The sequence below is a fragment of the Erwinia magellanica genome (assembly GCF_039023495.1).
Lineage (GTDB): Bacteria > Pseudomonadota > Gammaproteobacteria > Enterobacterales > Enterobacteriaceae > Erwinia.
The window spans coordinates 291771-311792 of sequence record NZ_JBCHVC010000004.1 but is presented as its reverse complement, the minus strand read 5'-3'; the positions used below and the strand labels follow the sequence as shown (position 1 = coordinate 311792).

General features: G+C 58.0%; 14 protein-coding genes. 9 read left to right on the top strand and 5 right to left on the bottom strand.

What is annotated here, in order from left to right; all coding sequences use genetic code 11:
- Window positions 1-2 precede the first annotated feature (2 nt).
- The 4 genes from AAH450_RS15875 (at window position 3) to AAH450_RS15860 (ending at window position 5685) form a co-directional block, all read left to right on the top strand.
- Window positions 3-3809, top strand: coding sequence for a cellulose biosynthesis protein BcsC (locus tag AAH450_RS15875; protein ID WP_342911256.1), 3807 nt, complete (start codon window positions 3-5; stop codon window positions 3807-3809).
- 2 nt (window positions 3810-3811) lie between these two features.
- Window positions 3812-4279 carry a cellulose biosynthesis protein BcsD gene (gene bcsD / locus AAH450_RS15870; RefSeq protein ID WP_342911067.1) on the top strand — a complete coding sequence of 156 codons (468 nt, stop codon included), beginning with the start codon at window positions 3812-3814 and terminating at the stop codon, window positions 4277-4279.
- An 11-nt stretch (window positions 4280-4290) separates the two neighbouring features.
- Window positions 4291-5289, top strand: coding sequence for a glycosyl hydrolase family 8 (locus tag AAH450_RS15865; protein WP_342911066.1), 999 nt, complete (start codon window positions 4291-4293; stop codon window positions 5287-5289).
- Window positions 5290-5469: 180 nt separating this feature from the next.
- Entirely contained in the window at window positions 5470-5685 is a 216-nt protein-coding gene (locus AAH450_RS15860; RefSeq protein ID WP_306212780.1) for a YdgH/BhsA/McbA-like domain containing protein, read from the top strand.
- Between the two features lie 116 nt (window positions 5686-5801).
- Here the strand turns inward: AAH450_RS15860 and AAH450_RS15855 are convergent, their stop codons facing one another.
- The 5 genes from AAH450_RS15855 to bcsE all read right to left on the bottom strand — a co-directional run bounded on the left by AAH450_RS15855 (window position 5802) and on the right by bcsE (window position 10678).
- Window positions 5802-6143 carry a hypothetical protein gene (locus tag AAH450_RS15855; RefSeq protein WP_342911065.1) on the bottom strand — a complete coding sequence of 114 codons (342 nt, stop codon included), beginning with the start codon at window positions 6141-6143 and terminating at the stop codon, window positions 5802-5804.
- A 52-nt stretch (window positions 6144-6195) separates the two neighbouring features.
- The gene (locus tag AAH450_RS15850; protein WP_342911064.1) at window positions 6196-6732 is read right to left on the bottom strand and encodes a hypothetical protein; all 537 of its coding nucleotides are present in this window, start codon (window positions 6730-6732) and stop codon (window positions 6196-6198) included.
- A 594-nt stretch (window positions 6733-7326) separates the two neighbouring features.
- Complete coding sequence (bcsG, locus tag AAH450_RS15845) at window positions 7327-8958, bottom strand: cellulose biosynthesis protein BcsG (protein WP_342911063.1); 1632 nt, start codon at window positions 8956-8958, stop codon at window positions 7327-7329.
- Window positions 8955-9140 (bottom strand): cellulose biosynthesis protein BcsF, encoded by a 186-nt coding sequence (gene bcsF, locus AAH450_RS15840; protein ID WP_342911062.1) that lies wholly within the window; start codon window positions 9138-9140, stop codon window positions 8955-8957. The genes bcsG and bcsF overlap by 4 nt, the downstream gene beginning before the upstream one ends.
- The gene (gene bcsE / locus AAH450_RS15835; RefSeq protein WP_342911061.1) at window positions 9137-10678 is read right to left on the bottom strand and encodes a cellulose biosynthesis protein BcsE; all 1542 of its coding nucleotides are present in this window, start codon (window positions 10676-10678) and stop codon (window positions 9137-9139) included. The genes bcsF and bcsE overlap by 4 nt, the downstream gene beginning before the upstream one ends.
- Window positions 10679-10859: 181 nt before the next feature.
- Here bcsE and bcsR point away from each other — a divergent pair, with 181 nt between their 5' ends.
- Genes bcsR through AAH450_RS15810 form a run of 5 tightly spaced genes read left to right on the top strand, consistent with a single transcriptional unit; the run spans window position 10860 to window position 19990 of the window.
- The gene (gene bcsR / locus AAH450_RS15830; RefSeq protein WP_342911060.1) at window positions 10860-11057 is read left to right on the top strand and encodes a cellulose biosynthesis protein BcsR; all 198 of its coding nucleotides are present in this window, start codon (window positions 10860-10862) and stop codon (window positions 11055-11057) included.
- On the top strand, window positions 11057-11788 hold the full coding sequence (gene bcsQ, locus AAH450_RS15825) for a cellulose biosynthesis protein BcsQ (protein ID WP_342911059.1): 732 nt from the start codon (window positions 11057-11059) through the stop codon (window positions 11786-11788). The genes bcsR and bcsQ overlap by 1 nt, the downstream gene beginning before the upstream one ends.
- Window positions 11785-14391 (top strand): UDP-forming cellulose synthase catalytic subunit, encoded by a 2607-nt coding sequence (bcsA, locus tag AAH450_RS15820; protein WP_342911058.1) that lies wholly within the window; start codon window positions 11785-11787, stop codon window positions 14389-14391. The genes bcsQ and bcsA overlap by 4 nt, the downstream gene beginning before the upstream one ends.
- The gene (gene bcsB / locus AAH450_RS15815) at window positions 14388-16688 is read left to right on the top strand and encodes a cellulose biosynthesis cyclic di-GMP-binding regulatory protein BcsB (RefSeq protein ID WP_342911057.1); all 2301 of its coding nucleotides are present in this window, start codon (window positions 14388-14390) and stop codon (window positions 16686-16688) included. The genes bcsA and bcsB overlap by 4 nt, the downstream gene beginning before the upstream one ends.
- Complete coding sequence (locus tag AAH450_RS15810; protein ID WP_342911056.1) at window positions 16685-19990, top strand: cellulose synthase subunit BcsC-related outer membrane protein; 3306 nt, start codon at window positions 16685-16687, stop codon at window positions 19988-19990. The genes bcsB and AAH450_RS15810 overlap by 4 nt, the downstream gene beginning before the upstream one ends.
- The last annotated feature ends 32 nt before the right edge of the window (window positions 19991-20022 follow it).

The window sequence follows — 20022 nt, the reverse complement described above, 5'->3', positions numbered from 1 at the left end:
TGATGAAAATAAAAACGCTTACCGCCAGAGTTCGTCAGCATTGGGTGCCGGGCATCACCTTAGTCACTTCTGCGCTGGTTTTCCCGGTGCTGGCAGCAGAGAGTAATCCGGCCATTCAGGCGCTGTTCGACCAGGCCAACTACTGGCACCAGAAGGCGCATGACGAGCTGGCTCGCGATGCGCTGAACAAAGTGCTGATGGTGGATCGCGGCAACACCCAGGCGCTCTATCTGATGGCGCTTTGGGCGCAGCAGAGCGGCGACTCGGCCACGGCCGCTACATGGCGCACCCGCCTGAGCGAAGCCTCACCCAACGATCCGCGGCTGGCGGAGCTGGACCAGGCCCGCCAGTTGCAGTCTGTGCCGACAGCGCAGCTTGCGCTGGCCCGCCAGCAGGCGCGCAGCGGTAACATTTCCGCTTCTCTGCAAACCTGGCGCAACACCTTCAGCGGCAATGAGCCGCCTGCCAGCGTTGCGGCGGAATATTACCTGACGATGGCGGGCGACCGTACGCTGCTGCCGCAGGCCGTCGATAATCTCCGTCAGTTCGCCGCGCAGAATCCTCAGGATACCGGTGCGAAACTGGCGCTGGGCAAAGCGCTGACCTACCAGGAATCGACCCGCCGTGAAGGGTTGCAGATACTGGAAAGCATGGCTGACGGCAATCCGGATGCAGACCGTTCACTGCGTCAGGCGCTGATGTGGTTAGGCCCACAGCCGGGCGATGCGCCGCTCTACCAGCACTACCAGCAGCGCCATCCGCAGGATCGTACGGTGATGGAATATTTCCGTAAGAATGCGGGCGGTGCCGAGAAAGGCCAGGGTTTTACCGCGCTGAACAGCGGCGACGTGAGCGGTGCGCAGTCGGCCTTTAACCAGGTGCTTCAGGCTAATCCGCAGGATGCGGATGCGTTAGCGGGTCTGGGCTACGTTGCCCAGCGCAACGGTAACTATGCGGCCGCAGCCGACTATCTGGAGCGTGCGGCGAAGGAGGGTGGGGAAAACGGCCAGCAGCGTCAGCAACAGGCAACAGATGCCCGCTTCTACGCGCAGCTGGCTGCCGCGCAGCAGGCGATGAAAGCGGGCAATACCGCTCAGGCGCTGAGCTTAAGCGAACCCTTAACCCAGGCTGAGGGCGAAAAAGGGATCTCCGCGAAGCTGTTCCGCGCGGACGTTCAGCGGCGCAGCAACCAGCTGGAAGCGGCAGAACAGACTTACCGTTCCATCCTGCAAAGCGACGCCGATAACCGTGCGGCGAAAGAGGGGCTGTTTTACGTACTGCGCCAGCAAAACCGTGGCGCTGAAGCCAGCACCCTGTTGTCTTCCCTGCCGGACAGCGTGCGCGAAAGCGTGACGCCACGTCCCGCCGTCACCAGCGATCCGGTACGCCGTCAGGCCAAACAGGCGCTGGCAGCAGGCAATACGCAGCAGGCCATCGCCCTTCTCCAGCAGGGTATTCAGCGTTTCCCTTCCGATCCGTGGGTGCGTCTGGATCTGGCCCGCCTTTATCAACAGCAGGGGAAGAGTTCCCTGGCTGCCGGTATCATGCAGCCCGCTTTCCGTAGCGGCGCCAGCAACAATGAGATTTACGCCGCAGCGCTGTTCGCCAGCGAAAGCGGTGCCTGGCAGCAGGCACAGTCACTGATTGCCCGTATTCCTGCCCGCAGTCAGAGCAGCCAGATGCGTGAGCTGTCGCGCCGTGCCAACTTCAACCTACAGATGGCTGTGGCGCAGCAATATCTGGCGCAGGGCGCAAACGCCGCTGCGGCAAACACCCTGAAAGCGCTGGCGGTGAACCCACCGGAGAACCCGGCAGATGCGGGTAATCTGGCGAAAGGCCTGGCCGATGCGGGCGATTTGTCCACGGCAGTCTCCGTGGTGCGCACCAATATGCAGCGCGGCGTGCAGGGTAACGCTGGCGACTATGCAACCCAGGTCGCGGTGCTGAATCAGGCCGGTCTTAGTGGAGAGGCGCAGAGCTTCCTCAGCAACCCGGAACTGCAATCCCGCAGCACGCCAACCCAGCTGGCAGGCATTCAGAATGGCTACCTGATTCAGGAAGCCGACCGTCTGCGCGAGCAGAAGCAGTATGCCGCCGCCTACGACAAGCTGATTGGCGCGTTGCAGCACGACCCGCAAAATACCGACTTAATGTTCGCCATGGCGCGCCTCTATCAGTCCGGCAAAATGAATAAAGATGCTGGCGTAGTTTATGACTACCTGATGACCCGCGACACGCCAACTCAGGATGCTCGTGTGGGCGCCATCGACGTGGCGCTGGCTAACAACGATCTGCCGAAAGCGAAAGGGCTGGTAGCCGGACTGCGCGGTGAGCAAACGCCGGAGCGCCTGCTGTTAATGGCGCGTGTGGCGGAAGCGGATGGCGATCACCAGCAGGCGCTGGCTTATCTGCGCACCGCGCGCGGTAAAATGATTGGCCTGGAAGGCGCGACCAGCGGCACTACGCCGGCCATTGGCGGGCTGTCGCTGGCAGACAATCCGTTTATTAACCGCACCACCCCTTCCCAGCGCCGCTCACCTTCTGCCTACGGTGCCGTGATGCCGTGGCAGCAGGCTCCCGCCGGCAGCGATGCGGCGTTACAAACCACCAGCGCGGAGGTGCCTTCCCGGCAGAGCCGCACGCTGCATCAGATCGATACCATGATGGACGATTTGCAGGAGCGGACCGGAACCTGGGCACAGGGTGGCGTACAGGTCAGAGGGCGCGATGGCGAGTCGGGCCTCAGCAAGCTGACGGAAGCGAAAGCGCCACTCACCTGGTCTACCGTGCCGTATGGCGACACGCGTTTCGACTTCACCCTGACCCCGGTAACCCTGAGCGCAGGCAGTGCTTCCAGTTCGGCGGCGCCGCGTTTTGGTACGCAGGCGCTGGAACAGGGCCGCAGCGCCCAGGCTAATAATATTCTGCCGTCAGAAGTGAAGCTCAATTCACCCGGCTCGCAAAACGCTTCTGGCGTGGAAGTGAATCTGGGCCTGACAAACGATAAATTCAAAATTGATCTGGGTTCGACGCCGCTGGGGCAGGATCTCAGCACGCTGGTGGGCGGCATCCAGTGGTCGCCTAAGCTGACGGATTACCTGACGCTGATCCTGACGGGTGAACGCCGCGCCGTCACCGACAGCCTGCTCTCCTATGTGGGTATGGAAGATAAGCTGAGTGGTAAACGCTGGGGCCGCGTGACCAAAAACGGCGGTAACGCGCTGTTAAGTTACGATAACGGCGATGCTGGCTTCTACTTTGGCGCGGGCGGCTACAGCTACCTGGGCGAGAATGTAGAGAGCAACCAGAGCGTTATGGGTTCAGCAGGGGCGTATGTCCGTCCGTTCCATGATGACAGCAGCGAGCTGAAAACAGGGATCAGCATGAGCTGGATGGATTTCTCGAAAAACCTCAGCTACTACACTTACGGCCAGGGCGGTTACTTCAGCCCGCAGAACTTTGTTGCCGTCTCGTTCCCGGTGGACTGGAGCAAGAATTACGACGATCTGAACGTGAAAGTGGGCGGCTCGGTGGGTTATCAGTCCTATTCACAGGATCGCAGCGCTTACTTCCCAACAGATCCGGACAAACAGGCGCAGCTGGAAAGCTATTACAATGGCGGTTACGCCACCGAGGCTTACTATGCTGGCGGCAGTAAAAACGGCATTGGTTATAATCTGCACGCAGGCGCGGACTACAAGGTGAACAGAGACGTGACCATCGGCGGCCAGTTGGGCTATGACACCTTTGGTGATTACAACGAAAGCACCGCGAAACTCTATTTCCGCTATATGCTCGGGGACAAATAAGCATGAGTGAACTTACACAGCGTACGCTGAATTACTATCGTCAGCAGCAGTATCAGCCAGGCTGGTTCGATTTACTGAGCGTGATGATTAACGGCATGCTGCGCAACGCGGGCGAGCGGGAGAGCCACGCTTTTCTGCAACAGATGGGCGAGACGTTAGCGACCCGCTACCCGCTGGGCGCCTTGCAAACCGTGGCGGATCTGGAGACGCAGATCAACGCGGTGCTGGCGCAGTTCAACTGGGGGTTTGTCGATCTGCAACCGCGTGAGAGCGCAATTGTGATCTCCCATATGGCGCTACCGCCGGGAGACGGCCTGATGGATGCCCGTCAGTGGCGTCAGGCATTAGGGGCGGTGCTGCTGGGCCTCTATGCGCGCTGGCTGCGCGATCAGGGCGGCAATCCCGCCGTGTCGTTGGTATGTGAAGAGACGGAGAGTGAAGCCACGCTGAACTTCCGTTATCAGCTATGAGGAAGTTAAAAATGTCTCTGCTCAGGGTGAGCGTTATCGTTATTGCGATGCTGTTGGGCTGCGCGCAGGCGACAGCGGCAGAGGGCTGGAACAGCTTTAAAAGCCGCTTTATGACCAGCGACGGGCGCATTCAGGATACGGGCAACAACAACGTCAGCCATACCGAAGGGCAGGGCTATGGGATGCTGATGGCCGTCTGGTACAACGACCGCAGCAGCTTTGACAGCCTGTGGCGCTGGACCCAGCAGCACCTGAAGAACCCGCAAACCGGCCTGTTCTACTGGAAGTATAACCCCGCGGCGGCGGACCCGGTTGCTGACAAAAATAATGCCTCTGACGGGGATGTGCTGATTGCCTGGGCGCTGCTGAAGGCGGGACAGAAGTGGCAGAACCCCGCTTATCTACAGGCTTCCGATCGTATTCAGAAAGCGATTGTTGACCGTGAGGTGATAGCTTTCGGCGGCCAGACCGTGATGCTGCCGGGCAATCAGGGCTTCAACAAAACCAGCTACGTCGTTCTGAATCCTTCCTATTTCCTGTTTCCTGCCTGGCGCGACTTTGCCGCCCGCAGTCATCTGAAGGTCTGGAATAACCTGATCGACAGCGGCATGGATTTGCTGTCGAAGATGCGCTTTGGCGATGCCGGTTTGCCGGTTGACTGGGTAGCGCTGAATGCCGATGGCAGCGTAGCGCCCGCGACAGCCTGGCCGCCGCGTTTCAGCTATGATGCTATCCGCGTGCCGCTCTATCTCTACTGGTATGATCCACAAAGCCTGCAACTGGTGCCGTTTCAGCGCTACTGGATGGGCTTCTCACGGCTGCAAACGCCCGCCTGGATTGATGTGATGAGCAACGATAAAGCCCCTTACAACATGGCGGGCGGCCTGCTGGCGGTGCGTGATTTAACGCTGAATCAGACCGGCTATCTCAGCGATCGGCTGGATAACAATGAAGATTACTTCTCCTCCAGCCTGCACCTGCTGGCCTGGCTGGCGCTGAAAGATCGCTGAGTCAGTGGGCGGACGATTTTAATCAGAGCATCATTTCTGCCGGACTGTCTGGCAGAAATCTAAAAGATTGATTGGCGCAACCTATGGCATCAATAGTTAGCAAACTAACAGTAACCTGGGTTATAATCTTTTCATCGGAGGCACACAGCCTCCACACCATACAAATGAAGGATTATGACCATGAAAACCATGAAAACACTGTCACTTGCCGCTGTAGCCGCTCTTTCCCTGATCTCATTCGGTAGCTTCGCCCAGAGCGTATCCGCCACCGCATCAACACTGGACGGTGCCGAAGCAAAAATCGCCGCACAGGCACAGCAGCACGGTGACCAGTACAAAATCACCAGCGCCTATACCAATAACGGCGTGTACATGACTGCCGAACTGTACAAATAACGGATGGTTGCAAAAGGAAGTGCCGGAAGAGGTCGCCCAACGGGCGGCCTTTTTTGCATCTGAACCCGCCACGCGGGCGGATTGAATATAACATCTGGCCGACGAACCGCCGTTAGTTAGGCTCCCTCTGGCTCCACAGAACCGCCAAACATGCGCATATTGTTCAGATGTTCAATACTGTAGGGCTTTGAAATCCAGTTTTTACCAAACTCTTCAACGCCAAACACCTCATGATTGATCCCATTAATTGCTATCACGAGGCCATTAGGGAGCTCAACTTGATAGTTAGGCCTAACGCCAGTGCCCGACATCCCAATGCGGATGAAAATATTTTTATCTTTCACTTTTTCATCCGAAGGTTTTCTTTTCATCTCAGCCAGTTGACGTGCCTTTGACTTCATTTTTTCAAAGTGATCTAAAGGAATATCGCGAAAATTACCATCCCATGTTTTGTTCATAAATTCTCCAGGCAGTATTTATAATTTTGATGAATCAAATGAAAATCAGTGATCAAGCACGGATAACGATTTCTATACTTTCCTCAGAAACCTCATACTTTTTAGATAAAAGTATCTTTGCTTGTTGGATAGAGATCCCATTCGGATAGGGTTCTTCTTCCTGCGCGGGCTCTGGTGAATTAATCTCAACATCAGGCATCCTTATGAAAGATAATTCATTTTCATCAATACCCAGGCCACTTAAAGAAGAATACGCAACTGGATTCCTTGCCCCATCCCACATATCCGGGTATGCAACTTTTGCATACTCACTCACTCTAATTAGCCATCTTGTTGGACGTGATCCATCCCACTCCGGGGAGACCACCACATCAGAAATTTTACCGATAAAAAAGGCGTTTTTATGAGGATCTGAAACGGCACCCCAGTCATTATTATGGTTATCAGCGGGATCTCTGTTCTGCACGCAAACCACATAGTTACAGCGCGAGGCGCGTTTTTCACTCAGTACCCATGCCCCTGAACCGCCATCACTTAACAGACGATCAAAACCACGTGCGGTAAACACAACTACAGCTGAATCACTCATGCGTATCTCCTTTTGAAAGTATAATTCAACTATATACAATTAAAATACAAAGTAAACAAAAGTATAAAATGTATTTTAGAGGCGGGATCGTGAGTCATCCTTCCTGGAGTCAGCACGTGACTCCGGCTTACCATAAAGGCCGGGGGTTAACCTGTTGATTCAGCGGTTTGTCGGGGTAGGATGGGAGTGGAATGAAAAAAGGCATCCCATCATGGGATGCCTGGTAGGGCTTTATGTTGTTAATTGCTGTGGAGTCCCTGGTGTTGTTATTTTTGTTATCGACCGGAAATCGAAAAGTAACAGTGCGTTCCCGGATTTTTTTGCATAGAACGGTTTCTGCGCGTGATTCTGTCCATATGCCGTATTTACCATAACATCAGTTGCGCGCCCCGCTGAAACGACCTCGGCGCGTTTCTGCCGCCTTCGGGTCAAAAGCTGCATCTTTACCTTGTCAAAATCCCTGAAAAACGCCCTGATAAGTTTTACCCCGGTGCATGGCTATGCACAGAAGTGCCTGGCCGGGATTTTATCCGCTAAAATCCCGGCCAGGCCCTGAAAGACGTTGTAAGGCTCCGTTTTCCAAACGGATCCCTCTCAGTTCGGATAAGCAACCCACTCCCCGCCGTTGAGCCGTATCCAGGGTTTCCCCTGATAGATCATCACTACCGCGTTATCGTTTTCGGAAATCACCGGCGTCTGCGGCAGGTTTTCCGTAAGCTGGGTCATATTCACACTGGCGGCATTGAAGAGCTGACCATCCACCACGCGGGAAACCAATTCTGACAAGGCCTGCAAACTCACAGGCGTTGCAACGTTCAGCTGCTCCTGGTGTGGTGCCTTCATGCCGACAAACTTAATGCCCACCGGCACGTGCGTAATGCCCGGACTGGGAATATCGCGCAGGCCGGACATCTGCATTTTGTCGCCTTCCAGCGCGGCCCCATGCTCCGGCACGACTATCACCATCACCCGACGGCCCGATTTATCAAGGCTGGTCAGGAACGCATCCAGCTGATCGAAAAGCAGCTTCGCCCGTGACGGCCAGGCGGCGGTTTTGCTGCTGCCCAGCTCCCGCGTGCCGTCATGCAGCGGGATCAGGTTGTAGAAGGTAGCGCTGCGGGCGTCGGCGCTTTTTTGCCGCTCATCCAGCCAGCGTTGCATTACCTCGCCATCGTTCAGCACCGGCGAGCTGTCAAAAGAGGTAAGTTCCGGCCTGATCCCCGCCTGCGACATCAGCGGAGCGTTCAGATTTCCCTCTTCACGTAGCTCCTGCAAATAATTACCAAACAGACCGGTGTGGTCCATCATCAGCTGCTGCTTAAAGCCAAGCTTTGCAAGATTATCAAAAAGATAGCAGCGCTGATCGGCGGGTTTATAGAGATCGCTGTGCGAGCTTTGTCCGCAGCTCGCCCTCAGCAGACGGATACCGGCCGGACCGCTGTAGGCTGTGGCCGAATTGTAATTGGTCAGCATGATGTCGAAATGCTTCCACAGCGGATGATCGCGCAGCTGGGCAGCCTCCAGATCGGACCAGGCCAGCGAACAGATATTGATAACCAGAATGTCGAACGGCGCTGAATCTGCCGGTAACGCGTCAGGGAAATGGGTGATCTGCTGCTTCTGGTTGGCGTAAAACGTATTCAGATACGCTGTCAGATTGGCGCTGGTGGGCGGTGCAGACTGATCTGGCCCGTTGGCAACTTTGGGTTGCGCTGCGCTGGTTAACGCCGGTGGCGGTGTGCTCTCTTTGCCGGGCAACAGGGCAAACGAAGGACCGGCAATATTCACTACATTAATCCACAGCAGCAGCAGTGACACCAGCACCGTCACCCTGATCCACTGGGCGATAAAGAGGTAGAGCACCAGCATCACAAAAGCGGTGCCCACCATATGCCAGTTGATAAAGCGGTTGATGAGATCCAGCAGATAAGCCGTGGAAAAGCCGGTGAGCTGGCTCCCCTGGCTCAGAATGCTTTCCAGTCCCGGTAGCCAGGTGTCATGCCAGAACAGCCCGATGCCGATCGGCAGGGAGATCCAGTTGCGCAGGCGGTGCAGGCGGTCAGAGGGCACCGGCAAAATCAGCCAGGCGAGAAACACCAGGTTGGCCAGCGCATGAAAGTTGAGATAACCAAACCACAGCAGGGCAAATTTAAGCAGAAAATAGAAGTTCCAGCCGCCCAGTCCGCGCCAGCGCGCGGGGAACGTAGCTGCATTACGAAGGCTCATTGCTTGTCCGATGTTGAAGATTTACGTCGCCAGGTCCCTTCATACTTTAGTGAGCGGGGCGGCGTTAAACGCAGGAGCAGCCCGTGCCACTTTTTCGGCAGCCAGCGGGCATAAAAAGGTTTGAGTAAGAGCAGTAACAGAACCAGCAGGATCAGGATCTGTACCCCATCCATCAGCGTCATACATCCACTTCCGGGGGCTGACCGAGAGTAATATCCTGTGGCTCACGGCGAGGTTTCGCCTCCGTGGGTGCCGGAGCGGCCTGCTCTGGCGCGGAAGCCACCGGGGCCGCGTGCCTGGCCGTTTTCACCTTCCCCGCCATCTGGCGAACCTCCGACAGGATCTGCAAATCTTCATACCAGACCAGCCGGTTAGTGAAAATTTCATCATGCGGCAGGCGGAAGATAAATTTCAGCGCCGTATCCAGGTCGTTAAAGCGACAGGAAGAGAGAAACAGGTAGAGCCGATTGCCCGCCAGCGTAATCAGATCGCCATATCGCCGTGGCTTGCAGAGCGTCAGCGCCTGTTCTGGTTTCAGTTCAGGCACCGTCCGCAGCGCCACCAGCAGCCCTTTACCGTTTTCCGGCAGCAGCGTGTTATTCACCAGCAGCGTTACTGAATCAGAGAAGGCTTCTGGCGACAGATAGCCCCGCTCCTGTAACGGCTGCATTGATTTCAGCAGGGCGGAAAGGTCGGCTGGCACATGGCGATTAAACAGCTGGCCCTGAATGCCTTCAAGGGTGGTCAGGAGCCTTGAGAGTGGCGCGCTGAACGGCACGATAGCGTTAACACCGCAGGCCAGCAGCAGGCGCTCATCGCTGTAACGCAGCGCCGTTTGCATCTCGCGCACCACAATTTTCAGCCCGCTCCCTCGTGAACGACGCAGGCTGTGGATTTGACTCGCCATATCGGGAATGGCGTCGCTGTGTTGCAGGGCAAAGAGTACGGTGGCGGCATTGGCCTGCATGGCACGGTCGTAAACCGCGTGGTTATCGTCGAACAGATGCCACAAACTGGAGAGCGGCGGAGCGCCTTCAAGCACCGATTTTTCTGCAATACAGAGTTGCTCATCATTCAGGGTCAGCGGCGTACTCTGCTCCTCCTGAGTAATCAGCGTGAAACAGTGCTCACCGGCGGAGAGGCGCATTGCCCGGTCAGCCAGCATCCCGTCACCGTTTGCCCACCAGTTAATGCGGTAATGCCAGCTGTCCTGCTGCCAGTCAAGCTGGGAGAGGCCTTCAAGATGACGATAGAAAACCTGGAGGTGATGACGAACGTTATTGATGCCCGACCCCGAGGTGAGGATCAGCAGCGAAATTTGTTTTCCACTTAACCAGCTTTGCAGGGACTTCAGCCAGTTTTTTATCTCCTCTGCTGCTATTTTTTCCCACAGCAGTGAGGAGGTGAAAAAAATCACCAGCCGGGGCTTTTCCGGTAAGACTCGCGCCAGGTCATCGGTCAGGTTCAGCAGAGCCTGGCGGGTTTCCGGCAGGGAAAACAGGGGAATGGCATCGGGGCCGCCCTGGGGCGCGGGCGTAAGCAGATCCTGCGGCTGGCTGCCGGAAGCGATTAAGGCAACCGAACGCTGCACGCTGATGCACTGGCGAGCCAGCAAGCGCGCATCTTCTTCCCGGTCAGCGGTCACCCAGTAACAACCGGGCTGCATCAGCATTAATTCATCCCGAACCTGATCGAAACCCAATGTGAATGAAGAAGCCATATTTTTTCCGCAACACGTCCTGTTACATGGGTTAAAAGTAGACCAGATAAAAGTAATTCTGAAGGTGTCTTATACTAAATATACATTACAACTCACATGAATCCGATTTAAACTAAAGATAAGAAAAATCTTAAGCCAGTCACGGTTTTTTAGCTCTCTTTTCTGCTGCAAAAGGGTTTTTATGACGAGTGAAAAGCACCTGCCGGTGACAGCCGCGATGGGTGAGGCACAGGATGATATTCGGGCATTAGCCGACGCTTTTTCGTTACAGGGCTGGCGCTACGTGGATATTGCCCGGCAGGAGCGGCTGGAGGGCATTGTGGCCCGCTGGCCGCTGCTTGCCGAACTGGCTACTGCCCACTTTGATGAGGATCGGTAGTGCCAGTTATTGCTCTTCAGGGCGTGCGGGGCGGGGCAGGAACAACATCGTTGACCGCCGCTTTTGCCTGGGCGCTGCATGCGCTGGAAGAACCGGTGGCTGTCGTGGATCTGTCGCCGGATAACCAGCTGCGCCTCCATTTTAATACCCCGTCCACTCATCCCCGTGGCTGGCTGCGTGCTGCGCTCGACGATCAGCCCTGGCAACAAAGCGCCCTGCGCTATGCGCCAGGCCTGGATTTTGTCCCGTTCGGTGAGATAGACGATCGGGAACTGATGACCTTTGTCAGCCAGCCGCTGGCGCATGGCGGTCTCTGGGCGGCTCAACTGGCAGAGCTTCGCCAGACTTACCGCTGGATTTTACTGGACGTTCCTGCGGGTGCCACGCCCTGGACGCGTTCCCTGCTGCCGCTGGCCGATCGGGTTATCAGCGTGCTGGTGCCGGATGCCAATTGCCATATCCGGCTGCATCAGCAGCGCTTCGCCGCCGGTAACCTCTTTCTGCTGAATCAGTTTTTCCCCCTCAGCAAGTCTCAGCAGGATCTGCATCAGCTCTGGCTGACCACGCTGGACAACCTGATCCCGCTCTCTGTTCACCGTGACGAAGCGGTAGCCGAAGCGCTGCTGAACAAACAGCCGTTTACGGAATATCGCCCGCAGAGTCTGGCGGCGGAAGAGATGATGACTTTTGCCAGCTGGGCGCTGATCAATCTGCATGGGAGCGCGGCATGATGCTGCTGCGCTGGCTTCTGATGCCGTCGGTCTTCCTCGGCCTGCAACAGCGTTACAGCGGGTTTCGCCAGCAGGGTACCCCGGCGCTGACTGCCGGGCTGCACTGTTTCTGGCTGATACTCGCCTGGGCGGTGCTGAGGTTTGAACAGCCCGGCTGGCAACAGATTCACGCCAGCCGCCACCGATTCTATCCGCATATCTCCCCGCAAAGACCGCGTCCTGCGGACTGTTTACGCTATGTCCTGCAAAGCCTCTGGCTGCTGCTGGTGCTGCCGCTGGATGCCGTCAGCCGCAGCGGGCGCTCGCCTTTTATCCCGCTGCAAAGCTGGCGACAACGCGCCCGCCTCTGGCTGGCTAAATTACCCCGGTGGGCGACAGAGCGGGAGATAGCCGGTAAAGCGGATCGCCATCTTAAACGCCTGCCCCCTCTGCTGCGTCGCGCGCTGTTTGGTATCGCAATCCTGACTGCCTCCGCGCTGGCTCTGCTCTGTATCTCCCAGCCGTTCGACTTCTTTACCCAACTGGTGTTTGTGCTGCTGCTGTGGAGCGTGGCGATGGTGGTGCGCCGCATCCCCGGAAGGCTGCCGACCATGATGCTGATCGTACTCTCGCTGACCATCTCCTGCCGCTATCTCTGGTGGCGCTACACCTCCACGCTGAACTGGGATGATCCGGTCAGCCTGACCTTTGGGCTGCTGCTGATTGCGGCAGAAACCTACTCCTGGGTGGTGCTGGTACTGGGCTATTTCCAGACGCTGTGGCCGTTGCAGCGTCAACCGGTGCCGATGCCGCAAGAGACGGCAAGCTGGCCTACCGTGGATTTGTTAGTGCCCACTTACAACGAAGCGCTAAGCGTGGTGAAGCCGACGCTCTACGCCGCGCTGGGCATCGACTGGCCAAAAGAGAAGCTGACAATTTATCTGCTGGATGACGGTGACCGGCCTGAGTTTCGCAAATTCGCGCAGGAAATTGGCGTGCAGTATGTTGCGCGCCCCAGCCGGGAATATGCCAAAGCGGGTAACATCAACCATGCGCTGAAAACCGTCTGCCGCAGCGAGTATGTGGCGATTTTTGACTGTGACCATGTGCCTACCCGTTCTTTCCTGCAAGTCTCGCTTGGCTGGTTCCTGAAGGATCCGAAGCTGGCGATGCTTCAGACGCCGCACCACTTCTTCTCGCCCGACCCGTTCGAACGCAATCTTGGCCGGTTCCGTCGCACGCCAAACGAAGGCACGCTGTTCTACGGTCTGGTGCAGGATGGCAACGATGTCTGGGATGCGGCGTTCTTCTGCGGTTCATGCGCCGTGATCCGCCGTTCCGCGCTGGATGAGATTGGCGGTATCGCGGTGGAAACGGTGACGGAAGATGCGCATACCTCGCTGCGCCTGCACCGTAAGGGCTACACCTCTGCCTATATCCGTATCCCGCAGGCTGCCGGACTGGCAACAGAAAGCCTCTCCGCCCATATCGGGCAGCGTATTCGCTGGGCAAGAGGGATGGTACAGATTTTCCGGCTGGATAATCCGCTCACGGGCAGGGGGCTGAAGCTGGTGCAGCGGCTCTGCTATGCCAACGCCATGCTGCACTTCCTGGCCGGTATACCCCGGCTGATATTTCTGCTGGCGCCGCTCGCTTTTCTGCTTCTCCACGCCTTTATTATTTTTGCCCCGGCGCTGGTTATCGCCATTTTCGTGCTGCCGCATATGATCCACACCAGCCTTACTAACTCACGCATTCAGGGGCGCTGGCGACATTCGTTCTGGAGTGAAGTCTACGAGACGGTGCTGGCCTGGTATATCGCCAGACCCACCACTGCGGCGTTGTTTAATCCCCATAAAGGCAAATTCAACGTCACCGCCAAAGGTGGTCTGGTGGAAGAGCAGCATCTGGACTGGGTGATCACCAGACCTTATATGTGCCTGGTGCTGTTTAATCTGGCGGGCGTCGGTGCGGCCCTCTGGCGGCTGCAATATGGGCCGCCGCACGAGGTGCTGACGGTTATCGTCAGCCTGGTGTGGGTGCTCTATAACCTGATTATCCTGGGCGGCGCGGTTGCCGTATCGGTAGAGGCGAGGCAGATCCGGGAAGCCCATCGCGTTGAAATTGCGATGCCCGCTGCGCTGGCCAGGGCTGACGGCCATATGCTCCCCTGCACGCTACGTGACTACTCAGACGGCGGCGTGGGCGTGGAAATGAAAGAAGAAAACCAGCTCAATGAGCACGATACCGTTTACCTGCTGCTGCGCCGCGGCCAGCAGGAGTTCAGTTTTCCCTGTGTGGTGCAGCGAACCTTTGGTCGTCGTGCCGGTATCCGCCTGCATGAGCTGACGACGGAACAGCAGGTGGAATTTATTCAGTGTACCTTTGCCCGCGCCGATACCTGGGCACTGTGGCAGGACAGTTTCCCCGAAGATAAACCTGTTCAGAGTCTGGCCGATATTGTGGTGCTGGGCTTCCGGGGTTATTTACGGCTTGCCGAACATGGCCCCGCTCCGTTGCGCGGGCTGTTTGCGCTGCTGACGCGGCTGGCAGGCTGGATAGCCTCGTTTTCCCCGCGGATGGTGAGCAGCGTGGGTTCCCCCTTACAGATGAAGACAAGATGACGATAAAACCAGGTTGGTTCATGGCGTTATTGCTGAGTATGACGCCGGTGGTGCAGGCCGCGCCGGAAACCTTTTCTCAGCCGATAACGACCCCCTCATCGCTGCGCGCGGAGCCGGACATTGACCCGGCAGCCCCGGTACGCAACGCGCTGTCGACTTTTTCTGAGATAGCGCCCCCGCCGGGCAACTTTACTCTGCTGGGAACCCGCACCCAGGGGCAGATTGAGTTTGGCGTGCGCAGTGATGAGGTGGTTACTAAAGCGGTGCTGAATCTCACTTTCCGCCCTTCACCCTCGTTGATCCCTTCACTTTCGCATCTTAAAGTTTATCTGAATGATGAGCTGGCAGGCCTGGTTCCGATAACCGCCGAAGAGTTGGGAAAAACCAGTCAGGTTCAGGTGCCTATCGATCCGCGTTTGATAGGCGACTTTAACCGCATCCGCCTGGAGCTGGTAGGACATTACGCTAACATCTGCGAAAATCCGGCAAACAGCGCCATCTGGCTGGAGATCGGCAAGGCAAGCACGCTGGAGATGGCGCTACAGAAGCTGCCGGTCAAAAACGATCTCTCCCACTTCCCGGAACCGTTCTTTGATGCGCGGGAGAGCCGTCCCCTGTCGCTGCCGATGATTTTCGCCGCTGCGCCTGATGTAGGTGAACAGCGTGCGGCGGCGGTGCTCGCCTCCTGGTTCGGTACCAAAGCTGACTGGCGTGGGCAGACTTTCCCGGTGCTCTATAACGCCTTGCCGGAAAAACAGCATGCTGTGGTTTTCGCCACAAACGACAAACGGCCAGATTTCCTGAAAACGCTGCCGCCGGTAGATAAACCAACGGTAGAGATGATCGACAGGCCGGGTAATCCGTACCAGAAATTACTGCTGATTCTGGGCCGTGACGACAACGATTTGCTGACAGCGGTGCAGGGAATTGCGCAGGGGGAAATATTGCTGCGCGGAGAAACCTCCACCATCGACAGCGTAAAATCGCTGGCAGCCCGGCAGCCTTACGATGCGCCAAACTGGGTGCGTACCGATCGCGCCACCACCTTTGGCGAGCTGCAACAGTTCCGGGGCCAGCTCCAGGCCGATGGTATGCAGCCCGGCCCCATAGCCCTGACCCTGAAGCTGCCGCCGGATCTGTTCCTGGTGCGCGCGCGCGGTATCGATATGGATATCAAATACCGCTATACCTCACCGGTGCAGGATGATGGCTCGCGGCTGGCGGTGAACCTGAACGATCAGTTTGTGCAGGATTATGCGCTAACCACCAAACGGGAAGAGGGCAAACAGCTGCTGCGCATTCCGCTGGTACAGGGCTTGCTGGACAACGGTACGCGGCTCACCATTCCGGCGCTACAGCTGGGCGTGGTTAATCAGCTGCGGTTTGACTTCGATTACGCCAGTACCTTTATCGGCGGAACCTATAACAACACCACCAGTGAAGGCCGCTGCGAGACCATCACCCCTGTTACCAATCATGTGGTGATTGACCCCAACTCTACGGTGGACTTCTCCGGCTACCGCCATTACATGGAGATGCCTTCGCTGGGTGCCTTTGCCAGTGCGGGCTTTCCCTTCAGCCGTAACGCTGACCTGGCGCAAACGCTGGTGCTGGTCAGTGACCGGCCAGAGCCGGGCAAGGTCAGCGCGTTGCTGAATGCATTAGGTAACATTTCTGCCCAGACCGGTTATCCGGCGCTGAAAGTGCAGATGACCGATGACTGGAGCAAGGCGAAAGAGTATGACGCCGACCTGCTGATGATCGGCACTCTACCTGCTGCCATGAGAGGCGACGATAAGGTGAATCTGCTGGTGGAGGCGGCGAAAAGCTGGGTGAACAAACCGAACCGGCAGGCCGCGTTCTCAGGCGGTTCCTCTTCACCTGACGATCGCCGGGCCGAAAGCCAGACCACTATCAGCTCAGCCGCGCCGGTGGCGGCGCTGGTCGGTTTCCAGTCGCCGTTTGCTGCCCAGCGCAGCGTCGTTGCCCTGCTGGCAGACAGCCCGCAGGCCTGGACGCTGCTGAACGGTGCGCTGACCGACAGCGGCAAGCGGGCCGCCATCTTTGGTTCCGCCTCGGTTATACGTGACTCCGGCGTCAGCAGCCTGCGGGTGGGCGAGACATATTGGGTAGGCCATCTCCCCTGGTATGAACGGCTGTGGAATGCGCTGGCCTCGCATCCGGTGCTGCTGGCGCTCTTTGCCGCCGTGGTGGTGGTGGTGTTTGCGCTGCTGGTCTGGCGTCTGATGCAGCGCGTAAGCCGCCATCGTCTGGGTGACGAGGATGACCGGGAGTGAAACGCTCACGGCTGAGCCTGCTTCTGCCGCTGCTGCTGCTGCCGTTAAGCGGCGCCGTAGCGGCAGCGGAGCAGGTGGAACCGATCGCCTGGCTGTTGCAGCAGGTCAGGATCGGTGAAGCCACCAATAAATATGAGCTGGTCAGCGAGTCGCTCTACCGGCTGGAGAAGATTGCGCCGGACGATCCGCAGGTGCTGGCGGCGCAAATCCGCCTTGCGCTGCGTCAGGGGCAGCAGGATAAAGCCCGCCAGCTGATGGTAACGCTGAAGGGTATTTCCCCCGATTCGCTGACTACCCGCCAGGCTGAAGCCAGCTTGCGTTTGCTGTCGGAAGCGGGACGGCAGCAGCTGCAACAGGCCAGGCTGCTCGCTACCGCCGGACGCTTTGCAGAAGCCCGTACAGCCTACGATCGGCAGTTCAACGGCATATTTCCTTCCAGTGATATTGCGCTGGAGTACTGGCGATTAGTGGCGCAGCTGCCGGGAGAGGAGACACACGCGCTGGAGGAACTCTCCGCGCTGGAGCGTGAGGCGCCAGGCAGCATCAATGTCCGCATGGCGATAGCGCGGATGGAGCTGAGCCGCAATAACATGGCGGCAGCGGTGAAGCAGCTTCAGGCGGTGGCGGCCGATCCCGCCGGCCAGGTACAGGCCGCCGAGCTGTGGCTCAGCAGCATCAAATCCCAGCCGGTTACGCCGCAAAGCGTGGCGCAGCTGAGAGCCTACCTCGCCACCTTTACCCGCGACAAACCGCAGTCAGACGGGCTGGCAGAGCTGTCCCGTCAGCAAAAAATGCTGGCCGATCCCGCTTATCAGCAGCGCCTGCGCGGGCTGGCGATGATCGACCGGGGCCAGAGCAGCGCCGCACTGCCGGCATTACGCGCGGCGTTAAAAGCGACGCCAGACGATCCTGAACTGCTGGGCGCAATGGGCCAGGCGCTGGCACGGGCAAATAACCGTGAAGCGGCCAACGGCTATTTCCAGCGGGCGATAGCCGCAGATGCCAGAGGCACCGATATCGGCAAATGGCAGAGCCTGCTGCACTCAAACCAGTACTGGCTGGCGATTGCTAAGGGAGACAAAGCGCTGGCGGGGGGCGATCTGACTCAGGCAAGCCGTTATTACCAGCTGGCCCGCAGTCTGGATAACCGCGATGGCTATGCGCTGATTGGGCAGGGTGATGTGGCGCAGGCGCGCAAAAATTCGTCTGCGGCAGAAGCACTCTACAGGCAGGCCCTGCGTAGCGATCCTGATAACGCCACTGCCGTCCGGCGGCTTGCCGCACTTTATCAGCAGCAGTCACCGCAGCAGGCGCTGGCGTTTATTAACAGGCTTTCGGCGGCACAGAAACGCGCGGTAAGTGATACCCTCGCCAGCCTGCGCAGCAACGCGCTTAGCGCAGAAGGGGAGCGGCTGGCAGAGGCTGGCAACTGGCAGCAGGCGGCAGAGAAATATCGGCTGGCGCAGCAGGCTACTCCAGACGATATCTGGCTGAACTACCGGCTGGCAGGCGCGCTGCGCCACGCCGGTCAGCCTCAGGCTGCCGATGGGCTGATGCAGGCTATGGCCCGACAGCAGCCAGAGTCACCCGTGCAGGTCTATGCCTATGCGCTCTATCTTTCCGGCAGCGATCGTGCCGACGCAGCGCTGGCCCAGCTCCATCTCCTGCCGAAGGCGAAATGGGATCGGAGCTTGCAGGATCTCGCGGATCGTCTGGAAAGAGATCGCCAGCTGGCAGAAGCGGAAGCCCGTCTGGATAGGATCGAAGCGCTGGTGGCGCTGAAGCAACTGAAGGAGGCCCGCACACAGCTCAGCGCCTTGCCAGCGGATTTCCCTCTTCAGAGCCTGAACAGTGGACGAAGAGCGGCAAACGCCTGGCTGGATGCAGGAGAACCGCAGCGGGCCGCTGCACTCTATCAGCACCTGAAGCCCCTGGCCGCCAGAGAAGGCCCCTCGCAAAGCAGCGCGCTGCTTTACCGCGATGCGGCCAGGGTTGAAGCCCTTCAGCAACAGCCCGAGGCCGCCAGGGCTGATTACGCCAGGGCAATGGTTGCCAGCGGCATCAGTCCCGCTCAGCCGGATAATAATGATGATTACACCCGGCTGACCCGCAACAACCAGCGCGACGACTGGCTTAAACGCGGCATTCGTCGTGACGCTGCCGATCTCTATCGTCAGCAGGAGGTCACGCTGACGCTGGAGGAAGACTATTCGCGTAACAAGGGTACGGGCGGAGTCTCGGACTTCACTGCCCATACCACCATGATTGAAGCCGAAGCGCCGTTTTCTGTGGGGAAAGGTTTCCTGCGGATTGATAACGTCGATCTCTCTGCGGGATCGTTCTCGCGCAGCAGCACGGGCACTATTGATGAAAACTTTGGCACCTGCGCCAGTGACACCGCCGTTTGTAACCGCAACTTCCGGCAGCATCAGAACGGCACCAGCGTCGGCTTGGGCTACAGGAGCGAGCAATGGTCGGCAGACCTGGGCAGCACACCGCTGGGGTTTGCCATCACTAACTGGGTCGGCGGGCTGACATGGCATACCGATGTGCAGGATCTGGGGGTGTCGCTGACTGCATCCAGGCGGCCGATTTCCAGCTCCTTACTCTCTTACGCTGGCGCGCAGGATCCGAATCTGGCCAGCGGCAAGACCTGGGGCGGGGTGGTCGCAACCGGCGGAGCGATTGGTCTGAGCTACGACCAGGGCAACGCCAACGGCGTCTGGGCCTCTCTCAGCGCGCATCAACTCACCGGCAAAAACGTAGCGGATAACTCTCGTGAGCGGGTTATGGCGGGGTACTACTACAAGCTGATCAATGAAGATAACCGGCGGGCGACGATAGGCCTGAACGGCATGGTGTGGCATTACGCCCGCGATCTGAGTGATTACTCACTGGGGCAGGGAGGCTACTACAGCCCGCAGCGCTATAACTCGCTCTCCGTGCCGGTCACCTGGCGGCAGCGCACAGAAAACTGGTCTTATGATCTGGCAGGCTCCGTCTCCTGGTCTTACTCAGAAACCCATGCAGAGTCGCGCTATCCGCTCGATTTTGGAGCACTGACCCGCGATAACCCTACAGGCAGCGACAGCAGCAGCAGCGGCTTTGGCTACACGCTACGGGCGCTGATAGAGCGCAGGCTGACCTCGCACTGGACGCTGGGGGTGGGTATTGATATTCAGCAGGCTAAAGATTATACGCCCAGTCATGCACTTATCTATGCCCGCTACTCCCTGGCGGGTTGGGAAGGCGATCTGAATATGCCGCCCGAACCGCTTACCCCCTATGCCGACTTTGATTAACCACCATCCGGTAACTGCCACGGTTATAGGGC

Coding starts and splice junctions, on each gene's coding strand:
- AAH450_RS15875 (WP_342911256.1), top strand. CDS start 3: ATGAAAATAAAAACGCTTACCGCCAGAGTTCGTCAGCATTGGGTGCCG.
- bcsD (WP_342911067.1), top strand. CDS start 3,812: ATGAGTGAACTTACACAGCGTACGCTGAATTACTATCGTCAGCAGCAG.
- AAH450_RS15865 (WP_342911066.1), top strand. CDS start 4,291: ATGTCTCTGCTCAGGGTGAGCGTTATCGTTATTGCGATGCTGTTGGGC.
- AAH450_RS15860 (WP_306212780.1), top strand. CDS start 5,470: ATGAAAACCATGAAAACACTGTCACTTGCCGCTGTAGCCGCTCTTTCC.
- AAH450_RS15855 (WP_342911065.1), bottom strand. CDS start 6,143: ATGAACAAAACATGGGATGGTAATTTTCGCGATATTCCTTTAGATCAC.
- AAH450_RS15850 (WP_342911064.1), bottom strand. CDS start 6,732: ATGAGTGATTCAGCTGTAGTTGTGTTTACCGCACGTGGTTTTGATCGT.
- bcsG (WP_342911063.1), bottom strand. CDS start 8,958: ATGAGCCTTCGTAATGCAGCTACGTTCCCCGCGCGCTGGCGCGGACTG.
- bcsF (WP_342911062.1), bottom strand. CDS start 9,140: ATGACGCTGATGGATGGGGTACAGATCCTGATCCTGCTGGTTCTGTTA.
- bcsE (WP_342911061.1), bottom strand. CDS start 10,678: ATGGCTTCTTCATTCACATTGGGTTTCGATCAGGTTCGGGATGAATTA.
- bcsR (WP_342911060.1), top strand. CDS start 10,860: ATGACGAGTGAAAAGCACCTGCCGGTGACAGCCGCGATGGGTGAGGCA.
- bcsA (WP_342911058.1), top strand. CDS start 11,785: ATGATGCTGCTGCGCTGGCTTCTGATGCCGTCGGTCTTCCTCGGCCTG.
- bcsB (WP_342911057.1), top strand. CDS start 14,388: ATGACGATAAAACCAGGTTGGTTCATGGCGTTATTGCTGAGTATGACG.